General features: G+C 64.6%; 28 protein-coding genes. 1 reads left to right on the top strand and 27 read right to left on the bottom strand.

Going from position 1 to position 24,792, the window contains the following annotated elements; translation table 11 throughout:
• Nucleotides 1-111: 111 nt before the first annotated feature.
• From MID00_RS13370 to MID00_RS13295, 16 genes are all read right to left on the bottom strand, one after another.
• Nucleotides 112-981, bottom strand: a complete 870-nt coding sequence (locus MID00_RS13370; RefSeq protein WP_033948035.1) for a hypothetical protein — start codon at nt 979-981, stop codon at nt 112-114.
• Between the two features lie 113 nt (nt 982-1,094).
• A complete protein-coding gene (locus tag MID00_RS13365; protein ID WP_033948033.1) occupies nt 1,095-3,377 on the bottom strand; it encodes a helicase-related protein in 2,283 nt (760 codons plus the stop codon).
• Nucleotides 3,378-3,492: 115 nt separating this feature from the next.
• Entirely contained in the window at nt 3,493-3,792 is a 300-nt protein-coding gene (locus MID00_RS13360) for a hypothetical protein (RefSeq protein ID WP_033948031.1), read from the bottom strand.
• Between the two features lie 99 nt (nt 3,793-3,891).
• Entirely contained in the window at nt 3,892-4,209 is a 318-nt protein-coding gene (locus tag MID00_RS13355) for a hypothetical protein (RefSeq protein ID WP_033948028.1), read from the bottom strand.
• A 51-nt stretch (nt 4,210-4,260) separates the two neighbouring features.
• Nucleotides 4,261-5,370, bottom strand: coding sequence for a DUF6094 domain-containing protein (locus MID00_RS13350; RefSeq protein WP_033948026.1), 1,110 nt, complete (start codon nt 5,368-5,370; stop codon nt 4,261-4,263).
• Between the two features lie 64 nt (nt 5,371-5,434).
• The gene (locus tag MID00_RS13345) at nt 5,435-6,085 is read right to left on the bottom strand and encodes a hypothetical protein (protein ID WP_033948024.1); all 651 of its coding nucleotides are present in this window, start codon (nt 6,083-6,085) and stop codon (nt 5,435-5,437) included.
• A 111-nt stretch (nt 6,086-6,196) separates the two neighbouring features.
• The gene (locus MID00_RS13340; RefSeq protein ID WP_033948022.1) at nt 6,197-6,538 is read right to left on the bottom strand and encodes a hypothetical protein; all 342 of its coding nucleotides are present in this window, start codon (nt 6,536-6,538) and stop codon (nt 6,197-6,199) included.
• 76 nt (nt 6,539-6,614) lie between these two features.
• A complete protein-coding gene (locus tag MID00_RS13335) occupies nt 6,615-7,004 on the bottom strand; it encodes a hypothetical protein (protein ID WP_033948020.1) in 390 nt (129 codons plus the stop codon).
• 99 nt (nt 7,005-7,103) lie between these two features.
• Nucleotides 7,104-7,427: a hypothetical protein gene (locus tag MID00_RS13330; RefSeq protein WP_033948018.1), complete on the bottom strand. Its 324-nt coding sequence runs from the start codon at nt 7,425-7,427 to the stop codon at nt 7,104-7,106.
• 93 nt (nt 7,428-7,520) lie between these two features.
• Nucleotides 7,521-8,210: a DUF3275 family protein gene (locus MID00_RS13325; protein WP_033948016.1), complete on the bottom strand. Its 690-nt coding sequence runs from the start codon at nt 8,208-8,210 to the stop codon at nt 7,521-7,523.
• A 56-nt stretch (nt 8,211-8,266) separates the two neighbouring features.
• Entirely contained in the window at nt 8,267-9,184 is a 918-nt protein-coding gene (locus tag MID00_RS13320; RefSeq protein WP_033948013.1) for a DUF3577 domain-containing protein, read from the bottom strand.
• Between the two features lie 263 nt (nt 9,185-9,447).
• The gene (locus MID00_RS13315; protein WP_033948012.1) at nt 9,448-9,957 is read right to left on the bottom strand and encodes an XF1762 family protein; all 510 of its coding nucleotides are present in this window, start codon (nt 9,955-9,957) and stop codon (nt 9,448-9,450) included.
• A 5-nt stretch (nt 9,958-9,962) separates the two neighbouring features.
• The gene (locus MID00_RS13310) at nt 9,963-10,805 is read right to left on the bottom strand and encodes a phosphoadenosine phosphosulfate reductase family protein (protein ID WP_033948010.1); all 843 of its coding nucleotides are present in this window, start codon (nt 10,803-10,805) and stop codon (nt 9,963-9,965) included.
• Between the two features lie 147 nt (nt 10,806-10,952).
• Nucleotides 10,953-11,306 (bottom strand): DUF3085 domain-containing protein, encoded by a 354-nt coding sequence (locus tag MID00_RS13305; protein WP_033948009.1) that lies wholly within the window; start codon nt 11,304-11,306, stop codon nt 10,953-10,955.
• A gap of 79 nt (nt 11,307-11,385) precedes the next feature.
• Complete coding sequence (locus MID00_RS13300) at nt 11,386-11,604, bottom strand: hypothetical protein (protein ID WP_033948007.1); 219 nt, start codon at nt 11,602-11,604, stop codon at nt 11,386-11,388.
• Entirely contained in the window at nt 11,601-12,413 is an 813-nt protein-coding gene (locus MID00_RS13295) for a hypothetical protein (protein WP_033948005.1), read from the bottom strand. The genes MID00_RS13300 and MID00_RS13295 overlap by 4 nt, the downstream gene beginning before the upstream one ends.
• Before the next feature lie 499 nt (nt 12,414-12,912).
• Between MID00_RS13295 and rodA the strand changes: the two genes are divergently transcribed.
• A complete protein-coding gene (rodA, locus tag MID00_RS13290; protein WP_033948003.1) occupies nt 12,913-14,082 on the top strand; it encodes a rod shape-determining protein RodA in 1,170 nt (389 codons plus the stop codon).
• Between the two features lie 49 nt (nt 14,083-14,131).
• On the opposite strand, the gene MID00_RS13285 is transcribed toward rodA, so the two are convergent.
• From MID00_RS13285 to MID00_RS13235, 11 genes are all read right to left on the bottom strand, one after another.
• The gene (locus tag MID00_RS13285) at nt 14,132-15,211 is read right to left on the bottom strand and encodes a calcium/sodium antiporter (protein WP_033948001.1); all 1,080 of its coding nucleotides are present in this window, start codon (nt 15,209-15,211) and stop codon (nt 14,132-14,134) included.
• A 117-nt stretch (nt 15,212-15,328) separates the two neighbouring features.
• Complete coding sequence (locus MID00_RS13280) at nt 15,329-15,607, bottom strand: hypothetical protein (RefSeq protein WP_033947999.1); 279 nt, start codon at nt 15,605-15,607, stop codon at nt 15,329-15,331.
• A 97-nt stretch (nt 15,608-15,704) separates the two neighbouring features.
• On the bottom strand, nt 15,705-16,442 hold the full coding sequence (locus tag MID00_RS13275) for a hypothetical protein (protein WP_033947991.1): 738 nt from the start codon (nt 16,440-16,442) through the stop codon (nt 15,705-15,707).
• Nucleotides 16,443-16,652: 210 nt separating this feature from the next.
• Nucleotides 16,653-17,045 (bottom strand): hypothetical protein, encoded by a 393-nt coding sequence (locus tag MID00_RS13270; RefSeq protein WP_042920638.1) that lies wholly within the window; start codon nt 17,043-17,045, stop codon nt 16,653-16,655.
• Nucleotides 17,046-17,066: 21 nt separating this feature from the next.
• Nucleotides 17,067-17,279 (bottom strand): hypothetical protein, encoded by a 213-nt coding sequence (locus MID00_RS13265; protein WP_042920639.1) that lies wholly within the window; start codon nt 17,277-17,279, stop codon nt 17,067-17,069.
• A gap of 326 nt (nt 17,280-17,605) precedes the next feature.
• Entirely contained in the window at nt 17,606-18,163 is a 558-nt protein-coding gene (locus tag MID00_RS13260; protein WP_042920642.1) for a hypothetical protein, read from the bottom strand.
• A gap of 244 nt (nt 18,164-18,407) precedes the next feature.
• A complete protein-coding gene (locus MID00_RS13255) occupies nt 18,408-20,006 on the bottom strand; it encodes a DNA cytosine methyltransferase (protein ID WP_042920645.1) in 1,599 nt (532 codons plus the stop codon).
• 527 nt (nt 20,007-20,533) lie between these two features.
• Nucleotides 20,534-22,546 (bottom strand): DNA topoisomerase III, encoded by a 2,013-nt coding sequence (locus tag MID00_RS13250; protein WP_042920648.1) that lies wholly within the window; start codon nt 22,544-22,546, stop codon nt 20,534-20,536.
• A 273-nt stretch (nt 22,547-22,819) separates the two neighbouring features.
• The gene (locus MID00_RS13245; protein ID WP_033947983.1) at nt 22,820-23,272 is read right to left on the bottom strand and encodes a single-stranded DNA-binding protein; all 453 of its coding nucleotides are present in this window, start codon (nt 23,270-23,272) and stop codon (nt 22,820-22,822) included.
• Between the two features lie 73 nt (nt 23,273-23,345).
• On the bottom strand, nt 23,346-23,873 hold the full coding sequence (locus tag MID00_RS13240; RefSeq protein WP_033947980.1) for a DUF3158 family protein: 528 nt from the start codon (nt 23,871-23,873) through the stop codon (nt 23,346-23,348).
• Nucleotides 23,870-24,652, bottom strand: a complete 783-nt coding sequence (locus MID00_RS13235) for a PFL_4669 family integrating conjugative element protein (RefSeq protein WP_033947978.1) — start codon at nt 24,650-24,652, stop codon at nt 23,870-23,872. The genes MID00_RS13240 and MID00_RS13235 overlap by 4 nt, the downstream gene beginning before the upstream one ends.
• Between the last annotated feature and the right edge of the window lie 140 nt (nt 24,653-24,792).

Genomic DNA, 24,792 nt, shown 5'->3' with positions numbered 1-24,792 from the left:
GCGAGCGGCAGCAAACAATGCGAACCAGGCAGCGCCCGATTTACCGATAGCCTCCCTCCAAAGAAAAAGGCCCCCGAAGGGGCCAGTGAAAACGCATCGGACTTCGCCCGATCAATCCCGAGCCAGCTTCAGGCCGGGATCGACCTGCGCCAGTTGGGTGTGCGACCAGCAGCGCACGAAGTGACCGTTCTCGCCGACCGGCCGGTTCGCCACCGCCGCCGAATACTCTTCGGTGTCGCTGGTGTCGTAGCAGATGACCTTGATCTCGCCGCTGTCGCAGCGGATGGAGTGGATCTGGCCGTCGGTCATATCGACCACGACGACCTGCGGAACAAGGCCCAGTTCGCGGGCGGCCGACAGGATGGGGCCATATTCGGCAGCGTCGTAGCAGATGAACGGCCCTTCGTACCGGGCTTCTTCGGCCAAGTCCTTGGCCTTGTCGTAGTGGATACCCAGGTCGTATTCCTCTCGGGTGATCCTGACCTTGAAGACCGGCACGTCGGGGCTGCCGGAGGCACCGATGCAGGCGACCGCGACTTGCATCTCGATCTCGCTGCCGTCGGCAGGTTCGGTCGAGGGGATAGAGGCTTGGTCCAAGGGGGCGTCGTCGTCCATGCCCATGCGCTCGCGCATTTCGTCGGCGAATGCTTCCGGGGCCATCAGGCCATAGCGCGCCAGGCGCACGGGGATGTCCTCGGCAGCGAGGTTGCCGTCCTCGATGCGCTGTTGCATGAAGGCGGCGATCTCGGCTTCGAGCGCATCGCGGTTAGCCGCCGAAGGCACCTCGGATACATCGATCGACCAGGTGTCCACTTCCGCGGCGGTTTCGCCGGTCAGCAGACCCTCGCCGATGGCGAGTTCGCACATGCGTTCCAGCCGTGCCAGCAATTCCGGTGCGGCCTCGCCGTTGAGCAGATAGGTCACGTCCAGTCTCAGGCGCGCATTGACGGTTTCGGGCGTGGCTTGGGTAGTAGCGTTCATAGAAATCTCCTTGGGATGAAAAATGCGCAGCCACGTCCACGGAGACCGTGGGCGTGGCTGCAAGGTGGGAACAACGGAAAGCCGGCGGCGCGAGGCCGGCGTTGGCGTGGGGATCAGGCGGCGACCAGTTGCCGGGCCAGTGCGACCTCGACGGAATCACCGTCCTGGTTGAGCACATCCAGCCCGGATTCGGGTACATCGCCGGACGTGCTTTGGGACACGAGGATCTTCTTGGCCATCAGCGCGAGGCACGTCATCTGCGACGAAGCGGCGTACCCCAGGTAGATCACCTTCACGGCGAGCTTCTGGCCGATCCGCCATGAGCGGCGTGCAGCCTGCTGCAGCGTGTACACGTTCCACCCCGATTGCAGGAACACGATCGTCGGGAATTCGAGCAGGTCCAACCCCGTCTTGACGAGTTCGGGGTTTGTGATGAGCACGTCGATGCCCCGGTCGATCTGCTCGGCAATCCAGTCCTCGCGCTGGCTGGCATCCACGCTCGCGCGCAGTACCGCCACCCGAAAACCTTCCTGCTCCAGCAGCATCTTCAGCCGGCTCGTGGTGTCCCGCGTGCCGGTATAGACCGAATACACCAAGGTCTTGCGACCCGCTTCCTTCTCCTGGCGGCAGATGTCGATCAGTTCGCGTTCCTTGGGCATCACCTCCAGCTCGTTGAACTGGGCCGGGGTGAATGCCAGCACCTCGCGCGTGCGCGGATGGCGGACCGTCTCTGCCCTGAAGCAGCAGTCGGGCCACGCCAGCAGCGTGTTGAGGACCACGCCCAGCAAGGTGGTGTCCCGCTTGCGCAGGGCCTCCTTGAGCTGTTGCGTCAGGCTGGAAGCCAGCTTCTGATACGCCTCGCCTTGCTCGGCGCTCATCGCCACGTCCCGGAACTCCTCGTCATACGGTGGCAGCACGCCACCGATGTCTCGCAGCTTCAGGAAGATGGTGTACGGCAGAATGCACCGCAGCACGCCCTTGGGGCCGAAGCCGGGGGCCTTGACCGTTCTGACCGTAACCTTGCTGCCCTTGGCCGTCTTGTGCGCCGGACCGTCGGACTCGGAGTAGATATCCCGCAAGACGCCGTGATCCCTCATGAAGGCCATGGCGGCGGCGTTCATGCTGCCGTTGCGGCCGGGGATGTAGCCGTCCTCGATCATGCGGCCCGGCAGCGCGCGGAACAGCAGGTGGAAAAGATCGTCGGCGTACCCGCCCATCAGCGTGCCCGTGAGCGAGACCGTCTTGCGGACCTTGGACGCGATGACGCCCATGGCCTGGCCTTGCGCCGAACCGCCCGTTTTGTACTCGTGGGCTTCGTCTGCGATGAGCAAGTCGAACGTGCTGCGCGGCAGATACCGCTTCACATATTCGCTGGGTTGATAGCCGCCTTCACCGAAGCCGAACTCCATGTTCGCCATGGATCGCTCCATGCGGTGCGCCTGGCGGTCGGAGAAGACCAGCTTTCCGCTCGCGTCCATCAGGTTGATGAAGTTGTGCAGGTTGTCGCCGAGCATCGAGGCCAGGAAGCTGTCCCCGAAGGTCTTCATTAGCTTCTGCGCGGTGGCTTCGCCGATGGTGGGAATTCGCTTCAAGGCACGCAGCACGGCCGAGGACTGGTCGCTGCCGGACAGTGACCGCGGACGCATCAGCGTCCACAGCGCGCCGCCGCAGCCATTGCACTTGCGGCGGAACTCTTCCGCCTCCAGTTCCTGAGCACTGATCGGCTCGCCGTCGAGGTTGGTGACGACCTCCCCGCAGTGCGGGCAGGCCCCCACGTCGCCGTGGCGGGTGTGCTTGCGCGCGAAGGCGGGCTTCCAGTGAAAGCCCATCCTCATGCGGACACGACCGAGAACGAAAAACTCCTGCGCCGGCGAAGGCACGCCAAGCTGCTCGCGCAACTTGATCAGTTTGAGCAGCGTGTCCGGGCCATTGAGCACCCAGACCTTCGCGCCCGCGACGGTTTCGAGGATTTCCCGACGCCACTTGTAAACGAGGTGCGGCGGGCTCAGGACGAGCGTGCGGCGATAGCCTTCGGCATGCAGGACCGCGGCCAGCGCGATGCCGATCGTGGTCTTGCCAGTGCCCATCTCGCCGTTGACGAAAACGGCCCGCTCGCCTTGGTTGACGAGCAGCTCCGAGGCCGCATGCACGACCTCGGCCTGGGCGGGGAACAACTGGCGTTTCAGCCCGGCCAGCACCAGTTGCCGGTGCGGGCGCGGCGTGCCGCTATAGACGGGGGGATTCGCCCGGTTGAGGGATTCCAGCAGTTCGTCCCCGAACTCGGAAACGAAGTCCTGAAGGCTCATGGACAGCTCGGACGATTCCTGTTCGAGCAGGTCGTCCATCGGGGACGAGGTATCAGCGGCCGGGGCCGCGTCGATGACTTGTGCGTTCATGGTGATGCTCCGAGAAGAAAAACGGGGCATGCACCACTCCCCAAGGGGCGGTGAATGCCCCAGGGTGGGAAGGAGAGATCGGCCGGATTCGGGATCTGGCCGGTGATGACGACGATCAGTACTCGCTGGGCAACAGCACCGTGGTGACGCTGCGATCCCATTCGGTGATGACCCAGACCTTCAGGCTCGGGCCGACCTCGTAGGCAGAGAACAGGCGGTCCTCTCCCGACTTCAGCGCGGCGTCGTTCTGGCGCCGGTCGCTGTCGTCGAGGTCGCCCCAGTCGGCGGACAGATGCCGCAACAGGTACGGACGGGGATTGAGCTGGCCTTGTTGAACCAGGCTGGCGACGCCCGAGGTCATGACGACCTGGCCGGGGTTGAACCTGGGAAAAGCGTGTTGGGCAACGGTGGACATAGAGATGGCTCCTTCAGGAAAAGAGGCACCTCGCCCCATCGGGGCGAGAAACCCCGGTGGGTGGAAAGAAAACGCGCCGCGGCTGCGGGCGCTGGACGATCAGTTCACGGCCCCTTCTTCGGGCAGTTGCACGACCGTGGTGCGCTGGTCGTCACTGGTGATGACGAGCAGGAACAGCCTCGGTGTGATCTTGAAACGCGACGTCATGGGTGCGCCTTGCTCCAGCGCGACGTCGTTCATCTGGCACTCGGCCTCACTGGCCTCGCCCCAGTCGCCGCGCACATGGCGCTGCACGTAGGGCAAAGGGTCGATGAGGCTCTTGCTCGCCAGCCAATGCACCCTCTCGCTCAGCTTGAGCGTGCCCAGTGCGAAGAGCGGTGGAACCTGGGGCTTGCGGCCCTGGAAGATGGACAGCATGGGGATACTCCTTGCAGGTGATGAAGAGCAGGCGGCAGGCCGCCTGCGGGGTCAGTGGATGGTGAGAACCTGTCCCAGCGTGGAAGGGCTGGGTGTGAGGTCCCAGGCCCGAATCACCGGCACGAACTTGTCCGTCAGGATTCGGGTCTCGGCCAAAGAGCCGTCGTCGCGCTCGCGGTATTCCACGGCGGAAGACTTCTGCTTGAACGTGTCGCCCTTGACGGCCAGGATGCGGCCGGTGGGTGACTGCACGACACCGGAGATCGCGCCGGCCGCGAGGGCCAGTGCCAGGTGCCACTGGGACAAGGCGCGTGCCGGAGCACGCAAGGTCTGCTGGGTCGCGCCCAGATGGGTCTCGAACGCGGGCCACAGGCCTTTGAGGCGCCGCACTTCGTCGGCGAACTGCTCCGGCTCCATGCTGATCCGGTAGAAATGCTCCGGCTCGGCCTGGGCCGGGGGGACCACATACGGCAGTAGCGTCCATTCGGGCGGCAACTCGTCCGCCTCCTGTTCGCCCAGGCCGATCTGCAGCAGCCGGACGCGTGACGCTTTCACGTCATCGCCCGCCTGGTCGCGCTGCCGGACACGACGCCCGAACACCACGACCTGCTTGAACTGCTTGTCTACCGCCTGGAACACGGACAGGTCCGCGAAATGGCGTGTCAGCCAGCCGACCATCTCCTGATCCAGCACATAGGACGGCAGGATGAAAACCAAGATTCCGGCGTACTGCAACAGGGGCAGCGTGCGCTGGTAGAAGAGCTTTTCCAGCCGACCACGGCCCTTGCCTTCGTAGCCCAGGTTGCCGTTGGCGTCTTTTGCAAGATCGCCATAGGGCGGGTTGAGCCACAAGAGGCCGAAGGCCTGCCGCGAGATCATGGTGTCCATCAGGTCACCGTGGATGCAATGATCGACCAGCAGCCGGGCGTGGCTGGCCCGCTCCTGATCGAACTCGACGGCATAGGCACTGGCCAGCTCAGGCCCGAGGGCATGGGCGGCTTCGGCGATGGCAACGCCTTCGCCAGCGCAGGGATCACAAATGCACATGGGCCCATCGCTGGGCGCGAGCGCGCTGAGGGTTCTTTCGAGGGTGGCTTCGTCGGTCGGGTAGTACCCGTTCTTGGCGAAATTCCGAGCGAGCCTGGGGAACATGAGTGCCATGGGAAGTCTCCTGTCTGGCGGGGATGAAGGACGGAAGCACGCCAAGGCATGCCTCCGCGGTGGGTCAAACCGATTCCACTTCCGGCGTCCAAATCCTGGCCGGATAGGGATAGGCGGTGAGCACGCCCTGGCGGATGAGGTCGCCCAGCGCTTCGGTGAGCGCGGGCACGTCGATGGCGAGCCGGAACCCTTGCAGCGGCCCGAGGGCCATGCGCAGTGAGCACAGCATTTCGCGCTCGCGCAGCAGCGCCAGGACTGGTGATTGCCAGTGGTCCAGCAGCGGCAGCGGGCACGTGTCCTTGACCAGGTGCCACAGGCGTGACGTGGGATCGGCCGCGGAGCGCGGCAGCAGCGCCAGGGCGCTGGCCGAACTCTTGTCGGGCCGGATGCAGCGCCGGTCGAACAGCCAGAGATTGACCATCGAGCCGAACAGCGTGCGGCGATAGCTGCGGGTCAGGCGCTTTTCAAGGCGCTCGACCGAGCCGACGAACACAGGCAGCGAACCGCCCTGGTCGGTGACGACGTAGAACTGATCCAGGCCGTCCTCGCTACGGCCCAGGGTGAGCCGTCCGATGAACTGCTGGATGGCGGTGTCGCGCGCCCAGACCGAGAGAAAGATCAAGTCGCCCTGGTCCCCGCAAACGCAGGCATCGGCCATGAGGTCGCTGCATTCGTCGATGCGGTACAGGGGCTGGTCGGATGAAATGGCAGGCATGGTGGTTTCCTCGATGTGAGGGGCGCACCGCCCGCAGGGGCAGTGAATGCCCCGTTGGGGATGAAAACGCGCAGCGCCAGGGCGAATGCCTCGGCTGCGTCGCAGGTGACGTCAGGCTCCCAGTTCGGCGAACGAACCATCGGCCTCATGCTTGACGACGCGATTGCCGACGTTCCCCGCGTAGTCCTTCTGGACCTCGGTGAACATGCTGCTCGGCACGTCGATGTGGAAATGGCCCAGGACCGCACGGTAGTAGTCCAGGCCGTGGCCGAACGGGTCTTCCTCGTGCAGGTTGCTGTACAGGAAATCCGCGTCCTCGACCTTCATGGCGCTGTCGATCAGCTCGGCAGGCTTGCGGATCGTCATGAAGAAATAGCGCAGCGGCCGATCCCAGCCGAGCATGACGGTGATGGGAAATCCCTTGTGATGGGTCTCGAAGTAGTGCTGGCTCATGGTGGTGTCCTTGGATGAGCTGGAACAGCACCGCCCGCATGGGCAAGTGCTGCCCTGGCGGGTGGGAGGAAGAGATTCAGGCCTCGGCGGATGCCGGGTTCAGATGCCGATGTGCGTGGTAGCTGCGAACGCCTGCACGCCAGGCTGCGGACTGCTCCGGTGCGAGATCCAGATAGGACAGCGGGCACGAGTAGTAGTACGGGTGCATGGATTCGTCCAGCGGCTTGTAGCCCCACTGGCCGCCGCTGCATTCGAGCAGATCGCAGCGGATGTAGCGCAGGGACTGACCCGGCGAAAGATCACGATGCACGCCTTCGACCTTGGCGGTCATTTCGACCACGGACCACAGCACGTTGCCGCGCAGGGTGTGGGCGATGACCTTCGCGCTGACGCGCTCGGTCTCCTGGGATGCAACCAGTTCCGCGATCAGGTCGGATCGCGATTGGGAAGAGAAATACCAGCCCATGAGAGGCCTCCTGGAAAGTGGAGCCGGAGGCCTCCCCGTGGGGAAGACCCCCAGCGGGTGATGGAATGCCGCGTGTGCGGCGATGGAACTCAGTGCGGACTAGGAACCGCAACCGGCTGGGCAACAGCCGAGGGTGATTCCGTGCGAGCAGCAGCCGTCTTCGGCGAGCCACTCCTGCGTTTCCTGCCTTTCGGCAGGTGTTGCGTAGTCCCATTCCTGGGCAGCGATTTCCAGGGCATGAACGCGCTGGCTTTCGGGCAACCGACTGACTTGCGCGTCGATCTCCGAACTGAAAAGCGTGACCCAGTGCTCCCAGGACAGGCCGCAACCACGCTGGGCGTGCTCGGCGGCCGTCTTGCAGACGGCCTGCCACACGGATTCGTCCAGCGTGGAACGGGGCGTATCGCAAGCGATGGTGGACATGACGAAGACCTCCAAAAAAAGCCGAGGCCTCCCCCGCATGGGGAAGGAACCCCGGCGGGTGGATGAAGAGCACCGCGGATGCGGCGTTTGCGATCACGCAGGTTCCAGTGCGGCCTGACGGCTCCACTCCTGCGTCTGGTACTGGTGCCTGTAGCCCAGTTCGCCCAAGCGGGCGACCTGCGCGCGCAAGGTGCGACGATCGATGGTCGAATCCAGTCGGACGGATTCGCCCAGCGGCCACAGGATGCCGAACAGTGCGGCGTCGCCGTCTTCGGTGCTGCCGGTGGCAGCAGCCGCAGCGGGCGTCGGCGCATCCACGCCGAAGGGCGTGGTATCGACCAGCGGGTCCGCGGATGCCTGCACGGGTGCCGGCTTCGCGGGTTTGAACGTTCTGGCGGGCTTGGCCGGCGTTGCCGCTGGCTGCGCTCCCAACTCTTCATCGAGTGGATCGATTTCCTGCGTGGCGAAGCTGCGGGCCTCGTCACGGGACAGTTTTTCGATGCCGTTGAGCGTCATGCCATCGAGGTTGGCGCGGACTTCAAACCGCGCGCCACCCGCGACCGGATAGGACTTCGCGAAGATGTAGCGGATGACGAACTCCCCGTCGTACTTGCCTTCGGGGTACTGCTCCAGCTCCGCGTCCTTGACCGCGAACTCGCCGATGGGGGTGGTCAGGCGACCGACCGTGAACGGTCCGTTCTTGCCGCGGATGGTCCGCAATGTGAGCTGACCCGGGACGACGATGGGCAGGACTGATCTCGCAGGTGCCGATGTGGCTGCCATGATGGTTCTCCTTGGGAAATAGGAAAAAGCAAGGCCCCGTGAGGGGCCATGCCGGATCAGAACGACTCGGCCATCGCCGGCTCCCGCTCCTCGACTTCCTCTGCGGGCTCGCGCTCGGCGGGCTCGACAGGCTGGTCGGCAGCGGTGTCGGCGGCAACCTCGGCTTCGGGCGCGGGTGCGTCCTCGGCCTGCGGCGCCTCGGCTTGCGCCTGGCTCGGCGAATAGACCGTCTTGCCGTCGATCTTGATGAGACCGATGTGGACCAGCGTCGATTCCAGGCTCGCTCCCGGTTCCCCGGCGCGCTCGCCCTTGGTGCGGATGTACGGATCGATCTTCATGTCGTTCAACTTGAAGCCGATCAGCACCTTGCGATCCCCCTCGATGGCCTGCACGCACCGGCGGACCAGGTGCTCGGCCTCGGGGGTGGCGACGATGGTGTCGATGTACCGATATTCCGGTTCACCGACAGGCCCGGCCAGTGCCGCGACGCAGCACGACAGGAACGGATCGCCATCCTTGGGGGTGACGTCCTTCGGACGGCTGAGGTAGCCGATGCCGCGCGTGATCAGATCGTGCTGCCTGATCGAAGCCAGTTCGGCCCGGTCAAGCGGCTCGGCCTTGAGCAGACGCGCCTTGAGACTGGCGCCCGGCTTGCCGGCGTGCTCGCCCTTGTCGCGGATGTACGCATCGCCCCAGAGGTCTCCGAGGCGGAAGCGTACCAGCGGGCGCTGCTTGGGATCGTCAACGCCGATGTAGCGCTCGACCAGCTTCTTGGCCTCGGCACCCGAGACCTTGACGTCGAAGTAGCGGTAGCTGGGGTCCTTGGCGGAACCGACCAGCGCGGCGATGGTGCATGCCAGGAAGGGCTGCGCACGGCGGCCGCCCCGGACGGGAACCTCGCGGGCACGCTGGATATATCCGATGCCCGAGGTGTGGATGTCGAAATACGATTTCTCGCTGGACGCGGTGTTCATGGTGAATCTCCATAGGGATGAAGCGGAGACACACCGGCCCACGCATGCGGGGAAAGGTGCGTAACCCCGCGGTGGGTTGATAAGGCGAAAGCATCCGCCACCAGAGACTGGTGGCCGCTCGCGGACGGATGCGGTGCGAGCTGGGTGATCAACGCGGTGGAACCGCGCCGTAGCCTTGAAGATCGTGGCTACCTGGGATGCTGCTGACGGCTGTCAGCGAGGCACGGGGGCAGCATGGGCGGGGTTCGCGCGCGCGGCAGCAATCAATCGGCATCCGGGCGCTTCCCTTTGTCCGCGCCGCCTGGCGCCTCCCACAGGCACTTGGGGCCGCGCAGGTGGTCGGGGGTGTCGGTGCGGAGACGGCTGGGGCGGCTCCAGGCGCCGCCGCCGCGCATGCCGACCAGCCGCCAGTCGGCGGCGCGCAGGCTGGCACCGCCTTCCTCGGGCAACGTGTAGGTGATCAGCCGCGTGTAGCCCAGGGCCTTGGCCGCCTTCCAGGCCGCGCTGTAGAGCTTGCTGCAGGCGTTCGGTGCGCCGTTGGTGCAGAGCCGGGTGACTTCGAGCGTCCAGCCGTCATCCAGGTGGCGGGCGACCGGGCGACCGACGATGGCCACGCCGCAGATGCCATCGGTGGCGGACAGCGCGACCGCCAGGGCGAACTTTGCCCCCTGAACCGGCCGGTGGTGGCGGTGGTGCTCCTGCACGAAGGCATTGGCACAGCGCAAGGACACCGGCAGCAGCTGCAGCGATGGCGAGGTCGATGGCCCGCCCATGTGCGTCAATCGCCGCAGAAGCAGGCGATCGGTTCCTCGGCGGCGTCGAACAGATCGCCCTGGTCGGCGGCGAAGCGTGCCAGGTCGGCGTAGCTCGGGCCATCGGCGCGAAACCGGGCGCCGCTGGGCTTGCTCGCCAGGTTCAGCGATTCCATGCGAATCCACCACACCGCGGCCTCGGGTCGAGCCTTGATGAGGGCCAGGCGCTGCCCGCGCGGCTTGAGGAAACACAGGTCGCAGTTGCCTTCGAGCGTGCGCCCGTTGACCGTCAGCAGGTCGAGGTCGAACGGCTGCGCCTGCCAGAAAGCGCTCACGTCGCGCACGGTGACGCCGGCATCCGCCAGCGGCATGCACATGGTCTCGTGGGTCGATTCGGTGGAGTGTCCGCGCGCGCGAATCTTGGCGACGCGGCGCTGCTCGTCGGCGCGAATGCCGATCATCTGGTCCCAATCCGTCCACCCCAGATGCCGCAGGTAGCGGTGCATCGGGCGGATCTTCAGGCTGGTCGTGCAGCCGCGTGCGACGGGGTTGGGCAGGTACTGCCGCTTGCGGATCAGCGCCTCGAACGGCTCGCCCTGGCGGCTGGCCCGGTCGAAGTCCACCAGCGTGAAGCCCGGTTCGATGGACAGGTATTCCAGCCAGTGGATCGGCACCCGCCAGTGCCCGGCACAGTCGCGCACGAAGCGCAAGGTCGCTTCCACTTCCTTGCCGGGGTTGGCGAAGCAGACCACGGTGTCGGCAGGCAGACCGCTATTGGCCTGCAACACGCGCCAGAGCATGTAGGCGCTGGTGCGCCCGCCCGAGAAGCTGATGCAAGTCGGTTGAGTGATCTTGAACGGGTCGTGCATGCGGTCGTCTCCGTGGGCATGTCGGCGGGCATGCCGACGAGGCGGGCCAAGGCGGCCGGAGACGAACGCGTGCACACAGCAATGGCCGCGGTGCGGAGAAAAGAAAGCCCCCATGAAGGGGGCCATGAGGGGACGGGAGTAGCCGCGCTACGCCGATGACACCACCTCCAGCGACAGGTGCGTCGTGGTGGCGGACAGCATCAGATCGTCCGTGCTGTGCAAGATGCGTGCGAAGACGCCTTCCTTCGGGTCGAAGAATTCGCCGAAGTCGTCGCCGCCCAGCTCGGCGCGCGCCAGTTCCCACCAGTCGTCAAACGGGTCGGTATCCGGGTTGCAGCCGACGGCATAAGCCAGCAGCTTCACGCGGCCATCGGGACGGCGCTCTCCCTGCTCGGCGAGGAAGTACACGCCCTGGTCTTTGGCGAGGACGACGCGGCATTGGTTGGCGACGGCCTCGGCCAGCACGGGGCGCAGGTCGGAGCCTTTGAATCGCAGTGACATGATTGATCTCCTGAAGAAAAAGGCCCTCCACCCGAACGGATGGAAGGCCTTGGGGGCAAGTTGCCTATAGGTAGAGGACTCAGCCGTAGTGGCGCTGGGCGTCCTGCCATGTGACGAAGCGTGCATCCCGGCCGACCGAGACTGGAAGCTCTGCGTCCAAGGCCTCTTCGAGCGAGAAGTGCGTTGCTTGGTCGAACTGCACCCAGCCGAACTCGTTGGACCAGAAGCCAGCGCTGTCGCTGATGGCGGACTCATTGGGCGAATACACCACCCAGCAGTCGCTTGCCTCGCACGTCATGCCGCAACCGCCTGGCGTCGCCGGCTGGCCTTGGCGTCGATCACGCTCACGTCGATCAGGCGCCAGCGCCCGTCGTCGATAAGCCGCTCCAGCACTTCACCGAGCATGTCGAAATACACCTCGTCGTGCCGATCGATCAGCTCGCCGTCGCGGCGCAGCTCGACCACGTAGGTGTCGCCGCCGCGGTCGTAGAGGATCGTCACCTGGCCCTCGAACTTCGCGGTCGAAACCGAGAAGCTGATCGCCGGGGGTGTCTCGATGATCTTGGACGGCTTAGGATCGACCCAGGTGAAGTCGCGGGCACCCGCATCAACCAGCATGTGGGTGATGCGCCGGAACCCGTCGGGAGCCGGCATTTCCTCCAACTGCTGGATGAGCTGCCCCAGTTCCATGCACTGTGGCTCGGGGATGGGCAGCTTGGCAGGCGCGGAGCCGAGGATGTGCCTGGTGATGGTGTAGGGAACACCGTCCGCGGTCTTCTCGGTGATCACTTCCGGGGTGTCCGCGCGCAGGCCGTCGAAGCGGCGGCGGGCATACGGTTGGACATGCACCTTGGCGCCTTCGCTGGGAACGGCAGTCACCAGGTTGGGATCGAGCACCGCGAACTCGCTGGGCTTGAGCTTGATGACGATGGCGTCGTCGTTGGCCGCGACCACCTTGCCGTCGAAGGGCTTGGGGTCTATGGCGAAGCCCAGCGTCGAGGACTGCGGTTGATCATCGAAAAAGCGGTACTTGATCGACCGCACGTTGCGGGGCACATGGCCTGCAACAAGCGAAGGCATCAGGGTCTTGATGAGAGAGCGATCCATGGGAATCTCCTTGAGGAAGAACAAGGGATTCCCAGCCCACAAGGAAGAGATCCCTTGTGGGTGGGTGGGCGAGGTGCGGCCCGTATGAAGAAACGACCAACACGGTCTCCCGCGCTTGCAGCCTTGAAGGTCTCGGCTGCCTGGGCATGTGTCGGCAACGCCGACGAACATAGGGGCAAGGATGACCCTGGAACGGGTTGCCCGCCCATATAAAACGGCATCCGGACGTTTCCCTTTGTCCGTGCTGACTGAGGTAAATCTGGCAGGGTCCTATGCCGTGATCTGCCCCAAAACAGCATCAGAAACGCTAGGAATTGTCGCGTTCAATCACCTGAACAACCAAAGTCATGATGTTCAGGTAAATGAACACATCTAGCGAAAAAATATCCACAACCCATTGAATTCGCTGAGATTCAAACCTGGCATAGATTTTGCGAAACGATCTTTAAAGGAGGGTCTGTTTTGAGCCTTTCAGACATCAAGATAACGGAGAGTCCGTATGTCTATTGTGCTCAGCAAAACCTCTCTCAAGCAGCGCCTCTTGCCACTGGTCCGTGGTTACGACTTGCTGTTGCTGCTCCCTGTGAGCATCTTATGCGGCATCGGCTTGGTGACCATGTATTCAGCGGCCTTCGGCCATGGCACGCACTTCGTCGATCATGGCCGCAACATGCTGCTGGCCGCTGGCATCCTGCTGGTGGTGTCTCAGGTACCGCCGCAGCGGCTGGCGGCGCTAGCTGTGCCCATCTATGTGGTGGCAGTGGCCCTGCTTGTCATGGTGGCGTTGTTTGGCATCACCAAGAAAGGAGCGCAGCGCTGGATCAATGTGGGCATGGTGATTCAGCCGGGCGAGCTGTCGAAAATCGCCGTCCCCATGATGTTGGCGTGGTGGTTCCAGTCGCGTGACGGTATGCCCCGATGGCCCACCTTTCTGGGCGCGTTCGGGCTCCTGATGCTGCCCGTCGGCTTCCTGATGAAACAGCCCGACCTGGGCACCTCATTGCTCGTGATGGGCGCAGGCTTGGCGGTCATCTTCTTCGGTGGCCTGCCGTGGAAGCTGCTTATCCCCCCGGCGGTGCTGACCGTGGTGGGCATCTTCCTACTGATCTGGAACGAGCCCAGGCTATGCGCCGATGGCATGAGCTGGTACTTTTTGCACGACTATCAGCGCACCCGCGTATGCACGCTGTTGGACCCCACGCGCGACCCGCTTGGCAAGGGTTTCCACATCATCCAGGGCATGATTGCTATCGGTTCGGGCGGCATATACGGAAAAGGGTTTATGCGTGGCACACAGACACACCTGGACTTCATCCCCGAGCGCACCACCGACTTCATCTTCGCCGTCTATTCGGAGGAATTTGGCTTCGTTGGAAACCTGATCCTGATAGGCAGCTTCCTGTTCCTCGTGCTCCGCGCGCTGCTGATCAGCGTGCGTGCGAATTCCGTTTTTGGCCGTCTGCTGGCGGGTGGTATGGCGACCATGTTTTTCACCTACGCCTTCGTCAACATGGGCATGGTCAGCGGCATTCTGCCCGTGGTGGGGGTGCCGTTGCCCTTCGTAAGCTATGGTGGCACTGCGATGGTCACGTTGGGCCTGGGGCTAGGCTTACTCATGTCCATCGCTCGCGACCGGGAACCCAAGCAACGTCCCTCGTCGCTTGGTTAAATGCGCAGGCCGCGCCCGCGTCACTCTCGTCCACTGAACTGGCTCGGGTCTAGCTTCTCGATGTACGCCTGAAATGGCGCACCACCGACATGAGCAACGCAATGACGGTCAGCGGTATCACGTAGCTAAGCATCACGTTGGAGAAGGCCGTTAGGAGGGTAGCCTGCTGGATCGACAGTACCAGCCAAGCGATGTAGATCGCGTAGTAGGCGAGGAGCAAACCACCTTCCCAGCGTGCAATGTTGCGGCCGGTTGTCAGGATCGGCAGGCAGGCGAAAGCCACGGCGAGCATCACCCACAGGTCGAAGTTGCGTGCCGTTTCCGGTACTGGCAGGCTGCCCGAAGCAACCAGGCCAGATGCTCCGATGACGGCGAAGATGTTGAACACGTTGCTGCCTAGCACGTTACCGACCGCGATGTCGCCCTGGCCGCGCAGGCCAGCGACCACTGAAGCAGCCATTTCCGGCATCGACGTGCCGATCGCGACAATAGTTAGGCCGATCACCAAGTCACTCACGCCATAGGCCTTAGCCACCGCCTCTGCGCTCACTACCAGCCAGTCAGCGCCGAGGACGAGCATCCCGAGGCTGGCCGCGATGAGCGCGATTTGAACGCTCCAGTGACGGTCCCAGTTCGATGTGGGGATCTCGCTGGTGAACTGGCTTTTCGCCATCTTCGATACGCTGCGTGACTGGTGGATCAGGAACGCGGTGTAGGCCACGATCAGTGAGAGAAGAAAACTGCTTTCGATACGGCTGATACTACCGTCCAGCGTCATCACCACCAAGAGCAAGGACGCACCGATCATGATGGGGATTTCTTGGCGGATGACCTGCTCGGAGACCACCAAGGGGGTGATGAGTGCCGATATGCCGAGGATATGAAGGAGTTTGGCGATTTTGCCGCCGACCACGTTGCCAATAGCTAGATCGGACGAGCCGGCGAGCGTGGCGTCCACAGACACTGCTAGCTCCGGCGCGCTGGTGCCGAAAGCGACCACAGTGAGGCCAACCACCAGTGGGGAAATGCCCATCGACACAGCCAACCGCGAAGCACCGCGCACCAGAAGGTCAGCACCGGCGACGAGGATGACGAAACCGAGAAGTAGCAGGAGTATGTGGTCGAACATGGACGACTGGGTGACGGCTGAGTGGAGTGACGATTAGACATAAGAGTAACAATGGTCGTCAGTATGAATTAGACCTTTTTCGACAAAAAAAAAGCCCCTCGAAAGGGGCTAGTTGGGTCAGGCTTCGTACACGAAGTAGTGCTCGCGCTGACGCGGGAAGAAGACATGCTTCCACGTGCCGCCGCTGGTGTTGCCACCGTCGAACACGACCATTTCGTAGTCGTCAATGTCGGTGTCCACCAGATCGGTGCTGGCGATATGGCGCATGTGCAGCGTGCCGTGCGTGCGCTCGAATACCAGGATCTGGCCGATGGCGTCGTCCTGGCTCATGGCGTTGACGCAGGCTCCGAGCTGGTGCTCGAAGTCGGGTGCGTGCGAGATGAGGTCGGGGAACATGAGATTGCTCCTATGAAAATGGACCAGCCCGGCTCCTGGCGTGGAGACGGGCTGGCATTGGGGGGACAAAGAGGAAGACTGGCGCGCCGCGCGGCTGTTAGGACTCGGCCAGCGGCAGGCCCAGCAGCGCGGGTGCGTCGGCATCGAGGATGAGGATGCGTACATCGGCCTGGCCGACCAGTTCAAGGATGTTCGCCAGGTCGTCCGGCATGCCCTTGTGGCGGTGCTCCTGCCGAAGCTGCTCGGCGGTGATGCCCTCGGCGTGCTCCAGGTTATGGTCCGTCCAGGGCGTGGAGATCAGCTTCACACCGATCGCCGGGCTGTACGGCACACGGAAGGCGATGAACAGCATGGCCTCCGGCGTGGCGATGTCCGCCAGGTCGGCGAGGTAGTGCCAGGTATCGACCGTGATGTGCTCACGGCTGATCTCCCAGCACCGGCTGTAGTAGCCGGTCTCGAAAGTCAGGCGCTGCACCACTTCCCGCGCAGCCTCGGCCGAATAGCTGTCACCGATGTGGACCGGGCGACCGTCAAAGTCGTCGCCATGGACGGCATAGACCACGGCGCCGATCACACCTTCGCCGCTGACACCTTCTCCGGCATCGCATTCGGCCAGTACCTCGGCGCTCACGCCTTCGGGGCCATTGCAGACCACGGCGAAATCGTTGGTGACGATGCAGGACGATGAAACCAGTTCCTCGTCGGAGAGGTGCTCTTGGCTTGCATGGATGTTTCGCCAGACATGCGGGCTTCCGTCCTCGTAGCTGATGCACAGCGTGCGGACGATTTTCAGATTCCAGTAGCCACGGAGAAAGGGATTGGGTTTCTGGGACATGGGAACTCTCCAGATTGAATAATGGAGCCAATTCCCGCCACCGGGAATTGGACCCGGTGGGTTGAAAATGGAAAATGCGTCAGGCAACGCTGACCTTGGCGGTGCCAGCACTGCGCTGGACGACGGGAAATGAATCGAGGGATATGGCCTCGTAGGCGCATTTCCCTCGTGGGGCGTGAACGGAAACGCGGTGATGTGCCGGAAACCGGCTCACCAACCGTTGTAGTTCACCAGCAGGTCGGCGATGACCTTGCGGCGTTGCAGATCGAGACCGTCGAAATCCGACAGTCCGTGGAAGTGGCAGCGCTTGAGCATGGCACCTCCCTCGCGCGCGTTGTAGAAGCTGACCATGGCGGACAGGAACATGCGTTCGCCGCTGCTCAGGACGCCGAGGGCGTCGTTGAGCCGCAGCATGTTGGGACGCAGATCCCACTTGCTCTTGGCCTGGTTCAGACCTTCGCGGGTGCCGTCGCCGAACCATTCGGGGCCAGCGATCTCGACGCCGCGCTTCCAGGCCTCGAAAAAGGCTTGGGGCGCGGCTGCGAAATGCTGTTCTTCCTGCATGATCTGATCGACAACTTCCCTCGGCAGTAGCTGGTTCATGACGTGATTCCTCCAGTTGGATCAGGGAATGGCGAGCTGGGACCAGCCGCCTCTTTCGAGGGCACGTTGAGCGGCGGCGTAGCTGCGGAAGTACTCGCGGGATTCCCGCGAAACAGGGCCTTGGGTATCGCGCGTGCCGATGTAGTGACCGGCGGCGCTTTGCAGGACTTCGAGCGGCAGGAACTTGCCGCAGTAGGTCGAGGCCAATTGGCCGAAAGAGGCTTGCTGGGACATGGACGGGCTCCTTGGAAAAGCGGGGCCTCGTCCCTCACGGGATGGCAGCTCCCGCACGCGGTTGATAAAAAGCATCGACGTCACGGGGACGCGCGTCCGCGGAATGGATGCGATGCGGACTGGTGGGCAACGCGGAAGAGACCCGCGGCAGCCTGGAACCCTGGCTGCTGGCATGTGCTGACGAATCAGCGAACATGCGGGCAGCTTCGTGCGCAGGCCGTGCCGCGTCAGTTGGAAAACGGCATTCGGCCCAGCCCCGATTGATGCGTGCAGAGAAAAAGAAACCCCGCATCGAGTGCGGGGCTGTGAGGAGCGTCGGTGCGGGGTCAGTCGGGCGTGTCGCCCAGGATATGCTTCTTCCACAGGTCAATTGCCTGCTCGGGCGGAAGCTCGGCAAGGATGATGATGGGCTGGGTCTGCCGAGCGCGCAGCGAAGCGAAGTACGCCTTGCGGTCGGCAATGGCCTTGAGCTTGATGCCCTTGATGAACAGAAGTTTGCCGTCCTTGATGAACAGCACCCTGTTGCCGATGTCGCGCTTGAACGCGGCTCGCAACTTGCGTTCCCCGTGCATGGCTTCGGCCAGTTCATCGACCAGGAAGTCGAGCGTCATGTCGATGTAGTGAGGGTCTTCGCCCTCCTGGCCGAGGTCGAGCGGAGCAGGCGGCAGACCCTTGGCGAAGGCTTCGGCCTGAGCCAGAAGCGCCTTCTTGCCATCGAGCGCACGCAGGAATGTCGAACCGCCGTTCCCGCCGTTGCGGGCCTCGGCAATAGGAGTGCCGTCGAATACGACAATGGCGGTGAAGCACAGCGTTTCGTCGCTGGCGAAGTCGTACACTCTGAGATCTTTGAGCGTGATGCGGTCTTGCTTGGTGATGTTTTCCATGTGAAGTCCTGAAATCGACCGGGTGGCGACATGCCCCCGACGGGACGTGGCCGCCATCCCGTGGGTTGGAGAAAAAGAGGCATCGATGCCCCGGTGGGCAGCGTTCGCCGGTGAGATGCCGAGGCGAACTGGCGGGTGGCGCGGGTGGAGCCCGCGGCAGCCTTGACACCCTGGCTGCAGGCTGCTGCCGATACGTCGGCAATGCAGGAGTGAGAATGGCGCGCCCCGCAGGCTGCGTCGCCGATCAATCCGAAGCGGTCGAGCCCGTCTTGTGCAGGCACTGCACCAGGCGCTCGCCCAGCCATGCCATGCACGGGACGGCCATGGAGTTGCCGATCGCCTTGTAGCGCGGCGCATCCGCGGCATGTTTGCCGCGGTACGGGATCAGCGTGTAGTCGTCGGGCATGCCTTGCAGCCGCTCGCACTCCACCGGCATCAACCGCCGCACACGCCAGTGCGACCAGTCGCCGGGGCCAGGGTCGTTCCAGTCGTAGCGGAAATGCGCCTCGAAGTCGGGGAGCAGCACATGGGGCTTGTCCGCGCCGCCGCCGCTGGTGCGCAGTGCGGCCGCTACGTTGCCGCCCAGCTCGGCGGCAAGACCCTGCTCGCGGCCGCGCAGGGACACGCACGCCACCATCGGCACGCCGTAGCCCGGCTTGCCGTTGGACAGGACGGTGCAAGCGACCTGGCCATGGCCCGACTCGAAGCGCACTTCACCGCGGTTGTTCTGCGCGAACGCGATGGCGGGTACGACTCCGGCGTTCGCATGGCTGTTGCGATGGCCGCCAGCACGCAGAGTCGGCGTCAGGTCGAGCGTGGCATCCGCGCCGCTGCCCTGGGCAGTGAAGGCGATGATCGGAACACCCTTGCCGGTGCCGTCCTCGCTGCTGCCCTTGCCGTTGTTGGCGGTGTCGAGGGTGTGGCTGATGCTGCCTGCGACGGACTGCACCAAGTAGGTCTCGGTGCAGATGTCGTGCTTAGGGCCGCCCGCCATCAAACTGGCTGCAAGATTGGTCGGACCACGCCCATTGCTGAATCCGAACGTCGTCGTGACCTCGCCGTAGAGCTGCTTCAGTCCTGCATATCCGCCTGCTGGGTCAGCACCAGGTCCAGTAGCGCGGGCAGCTTCTTGCCACGGCGCGCGGCCCGCACAAGAATCCCCGAGCAGGCCTGCGCGCTCAAAAAGTACTTCTGCGGGATCGAGGTCATCTCCACCACTTGCCACAAGAAACACGCGCTTGCGGCGTTGGGCGACACCGAAATATTGAGCGTCGAGCACGCGCCAGGCGATGCGGCGGCGGGGTCCAGACACACAACCAGCGTGCGCCCACCGATCCCCTGGCGGCTGGAGCGCACGGCTTTCTCCGGCCAGTGCCCCCAGGAAATGCCCGAAGGCATTGCTGCGGTCGTTGAGGACGCCGGGGACGTTTTCCCAGACGAGCGTGACCGCCGGGCGGCGGGCTTGGTGGCGGGTTTGGTCGATGGCATTGGCAAGCTCCACATAGGCAAGGGTCAAGGCACCGCGCGGGTCATCCAGCCCACGGCGCGCACCGGCCACGCTGAACGACTGGCACGGCGTGCCGCCGACCAGGATGTCGGGCGCCGGCACCGTGCCGGCGCGCACTTGGCGGGCGATCGCGGTCATGTCGCCCAGGTTGGGCACGTGGGGGTAACGGTGGGCGAGCACGGCGCTCGGGAACGGCTCGATTTCGGCGAACCACGCGGCTTCGAGGCCGAGGGGTTGCCAGGCGAGGCTCACGGCCTCGATGCCGCTGCACACGCTGCCGTACAGCAGTGGCACGGCCTGGGGCGCACCGCGTGGGGTGCGAGGTTGCGGGTTCATGTCGGGTCTCCTGTTCGTGTGGCCCAGGGCGGGCCGGGACGTTGATCGGCAGGAGAAAGGCGCCGAAGGCCGTGTGGCCTTCGGCTCGGGAGGACAGAACCACCCGTGGGCTGTTGCAGGCCCGGTCGTCGCTAGAACCGTCTGCTGTCAGCAATCGCACCCGGCGCATGTCGTGGTTGGCGCCGGCATCTTCTGGCGCACATCCGCGCACAAAAGGAGCCCAGTTTTTCGCCGTTGGGCACGGCATCGAATACCGCTGACCACGAAGGGTCTCCGGGTGGCTCGCAGCCTGGCAAGCCATCGGGGGACCCTTCGCAGAGGCGGAAAAATGCAGATCAGCAGAACACGCCGGGAAACCCCGGACACGGTTCGCGGAGAAGCTACCTTCAGGCCCCGCGGCCGGGGGGCGGCCGAGCGGGACGCGCACACGGACAAGAGAAGGCGTTGCGCGCTGGGCGTCCCGCAGGGCGTGCGGGACATGGACCACGCCGCCGATGGCGGGCACGGCTCTCGGGGAGCGGGGTCGGTCAGGAGCCCTTGCGGCCGCTACTGCGCGGGCGCGAGGCACCGCGCTTGGACGTGCCGGAATCGACCGGCAGCGTGCCTTTGCAGTCGGGGTAGCGACTGCACGACCAGAAGGGGCCGGTCTTGCCGGTGCGCTGGCGCGTCGGTGCGCCGCACTGCGGGCAAGCGGGACCCTGGGGAACCTTGATGGACAGCGAGGTGCTGCCGTACTGCACGATCAGTTGCGAAATCCATGCGGCCTGCTTGCCGATGAACACATCCAGGGTGAGCTGTCCGGCCTCGATCATGTCGAGCGCCTGCTCCCACACGGCGGTGGTTCCGGGGTCGGCAATCGCCGCGGGCACAGCGTCGATCAACGTGAATGCCGCATCCGATGCGCGAATGGAGCGTCCTTTCTTCACGAGATAGCCCCGCGTCAGCAGGCCGGTGATGATGTTGGCGCGCGTGGCTTCGGTGCCAATGCCCGTCGTGTCCTTCAACTTCTGCTTCAGGCGCGGGTCGGTCACGAAGCGCGCCACGCCTTTCATCGACTTGACCAGTTCGCCCTGGGTGTAGGGCTTCGGAGGCAACGTCTTGAGCGCCTTGACTTCGGCCTCGGCCACTTGGCATGCCAGGCCCTCGCGCAGCGCGGGGAGTACCTGGCTGCGCGCGGTGGTTTCCCCGTCTTCGTCCGCTTGCGGCTCGGCCAACACCAGGTGCCAACCCTGGGCGGCCACCTGCTTTCCTGTGGCCACCAGCTTCTGCTGGCCGCAGGACAGCTCGGCGATCGTGCGGTCGAACTCGTGGTGAGGGAGGAACTGCGCCAGGTAGTGCGCGCGGATCAGCCGGTACACCGCCAGTTCCTTCTCGCTCATCGCCGAGAGGTTCGCGGGTTCCAAGGTGGGAATGATGCCGTGGTGCACCGTCACTTTGCCGTCGTTCCAGGCGCGCGAGCGCTGGGAGCGGTCGAGCTGGCCCATGATCGGGCGCAGCGAGGGGTCGGTCTTGAGCAGGCTGTCCAGAACAGTCGGCACCTCGGCGAACATGCTTTCGGGCAGGTAGCCCGAATCGGAACGCGGGTACGTGGTGGCTTTATGGGTCTCATACAGGGCCTGGGCGATCTCCAGCGTCTCCTGCACATCCAGCCCAAGCTGCTTGGAACAAACCTCCTGAAGCGTTCCCAGTTCGAACAGCAGCGGTGGCCCTTCGCGCACGCGCTCGGTCTCGACTGACACGACCTGGGCGCTGCCCGCAGCGCGGATCTGCTGCGCGGCCTGCTGGGCCACCGGCTGCTGCAGGCAGCGGCCGGCGTCATCGGTGCAGCCATCGGGCGGAACCCACTGCGCGCTGAAAACCTGTCCACCTGCGGAAAGGGACACGTCGATGGCCCAGAACGGCACCGACTTGAAGGCCGCGATCTCGCGGTCGCGGTCCACGACCAGCTTCAAGGTCGGCGTCTGGACGCGGCCGACGGACAGCACGCCGTCGTAGCCGGCCTGACGCCCGAGCACCGTGAACAACCGGCTGAGGTTCATGCCGACGAGCCAGTCGGCCCGCGAGCGCGCCAGCGCCGAGTAGTACATCGGCAGCGTGTCCGCAGACGGCCGCAGCTTGCCGAGCGCGGTGCGGATCGACGCATCGTTGAGCGCCGACAGCCATAGTCGCTCGATGGGGCCGCGGTAGCCGCATAGGTCGATGATCTCGCGGGCGATCAGCTCGCCCTCACGGTCGGCATCGGTGGCGATGACGAGATGGGTCGCCTTCGCCAGAAGCGCCTTGACGACCTTGAATTGCGTGGCGGTCTTTGGTTTGACCTCGACCCGCCATTGCTGGGGAACGATGGGCAACTGCTCCAGAGACCAGCGTTTGAGCGCCGCGTCATAGACCTCGGGGGCTGCCGTTTCTACGAGATGGCCGATGCACCAGGTGACGGTGACGCCGGAGCCGCTGAGACAGCCTTCACCGCGCTGCGTCGCGCCGAGAATCCGGCCAATGTCTTTGCCCTGGGAGGGCTTCTCGCACAAGAACAGCCGCATGTCCGTCCATCCGATTTCCGTGGTTCATTGAGTTGCTGGAATCGAGGATGCCGAGCACCACCAGGGGCAGCAGCAAACAAGCCGCATGCGGTGGCGACCACTTTCACGGGATGGAATGGCGGGGACGGGAGTGGCGTGCGGCCGGGGGTGTGCGGTTCGGGAGCCGCGGCTTTCGGGCGCGCGTGGAAGCCGGTGGACGTTGATGGAGCTATCCCCTGGGGATAGCTCGCGAGGGCATGGGGCGACGAACGACTGCCGTCGCCCCATGCCGGGTCACTTCCTGCGCTTCGGCTCCTTCGGCGCGGTCGGTTCCTGGGCGGCCTGGGGCTTCGGCTGCGCCTCCTGCGCGGTCTCCTGCTGCCTGGGGCTGAGGGTCACGGACTCGATGCGGAACGGCAGGATGCCGACGCTGCGCGCGTTGATCTGCCAGGTCTCGCGCGGCTGATCCTCGTTGTCCGTCCAGGGTTCGCGTTCCATGCGGCCGACGACCAGCACACGCATGCCTTTCTGGTACAGGTCCTTCCAGTGCGCGGCGTCGCGGTGCCAGATTTCCACCGGCGCCCAGAAGCCGCCGCGATCCTCGAAGGTGCCATCCTTCTTGGGAATGGGGTTGTCGAAATAGACGTTCAGGCGCAGAAGGCGGCTGGGCTCGTCGTTGCCGTTGGGGAACTCCCGGTACTCGGGGGGCGAACCGATGTTGCCTTCGCCAGAAAAATGCGTGCTCATGTTGCAATCTCCGTGGTGGTTGAAATACCCGCACCTGGTTGGCGGCGGGCGCGTGCTGGGGTGCCCTGCGCGATCACCGATCGCGCAGGGTGGGCGGTGTGGACTTGAGCCGGCGCAGGTAGGCGTCTTCCGCCTCGGCGGCCTTGCTGGCGCACTCCTGGGCCTGCCTGCCCAAGGTGTGCAACAGGCTGATCTGCATGTTCAGCGTGATGCGCTGAAGCTCGATCGCGTGCAGGTCGGCCAGGAGGTTGACCGGCGTGCTGGTGCTCGCCATCAGCTCCTGCCACAGGGCCACGCCCATGGCTGACCTGTCGTGCTTGCGCCAGCGCAAAAACACCGTGCCTGCGCCAGTGGTCTGCTGGGCCAGTTCGATGGGCAGCAGGTGGAAGGGATGCCCGACCGCCTGTGGCAGCACCTGTCGCTGCGCCAAGCCAATCAACTCGTCGCGCATGGCGAAGCACTGGCTGGCCCAGGCCTCCAAGTCCCCTTTACCTTTAAAAGGCTTTAAAAGGCCTTTTAGAGAGCCTGCATGTTCCAGCCGCATGAAGGCGGTCTGTTGCAGCGGGCGGAAGTAGCGGGTGTCGCGGTTCGGGTCGCTCATGCTTGCGCGTCCTCGCCCGCGGTGGTCTCGGGTGCCTCGGTGGTGGTGGCCTCGTCGCTGGGCGATGCGGTTGCGGCAGGAGCCTCACCGCGCTGTTGCAGACCGCGGCGCACGATGGGCGGCGCGAACTTCGAGCGGCGCGTGCCCTCCAGCACGTCCTGCGGCAACTCGCCGTACTTCTCCAGCGCCGCCCGCGCAGCCGCATTCTTGGAAGCGAAGTCGTCGCGGGTGCAGCCCGAGTAGCGGTACTGCTGGGCCAGGCTGAAAAGACTGCGCAGCGCATGTGCGCCTTCGTTGAGCCAGCGTTCGAGCGTCGAGCGATCGATCAGCGCGGTGTGGTGCGCGAGGATCAACTTGCGGGCGATGTCGTCGTAGTCGGCGAGCAGATACACCGCGGCAAAGCCCAACTGCGCATTGACGAATAGCGGCAGCTTGACGGGCTGCACGTTGAGGTTCTCGCCCAGGGTGAGTGCCGGCGGCACGCTCGCCAACGCCTGGTCCACCTGCTCGCGCAGCGATTGCAGCGTGGCCTTCGTCTGGTCGAGCTTGTCCTCGATGCGCAGCATCCAGAAGTCGCTGTACGGGTCGTCCTGCTCCGAGCCGCGCCGCATCTTGTTCATCTGGGCGATGTAGCCGTTCAGGCCGACGATGCCCGGTCGCCCCTCGGCGGCGGCGCGGCCGTGCCAGATGCGCGAGGCGTGGTGCGTGTGCAGCGTCAGCGACATCGCGCTGCGCAGGGAGCCGAGATTCAGTTGCAGGGGTTCGTTGGTGGTTGCCATGGTGTCCGCTCGTTGTTGGAAAAGAGCGGACAGCTTCGGCAGGTGCCGGAAGGCAGTCAGTCAACAAACCGAAACCCGCCCGTCCCCGGTTCAGGGCGCGGCGGGTGCATGCGGCGCGAGCTATCCCCTGGGGATAGCGC

It is taken from the genome of Alcaligenes sp. NLF5-7 (genome assembly GCF_024266725.1).
GTDB lineage: Bacteria > Pseudomonadota > Gammaproteobacteria > Burkholderiales > Burkholderiaceae_B > Alcaligenes > Alcaligenes phenolicus.
Note: the sequence above shows the minus strand (reverse complement) of the source record. Positions and strands in the feature narration are given on the sequence as shown.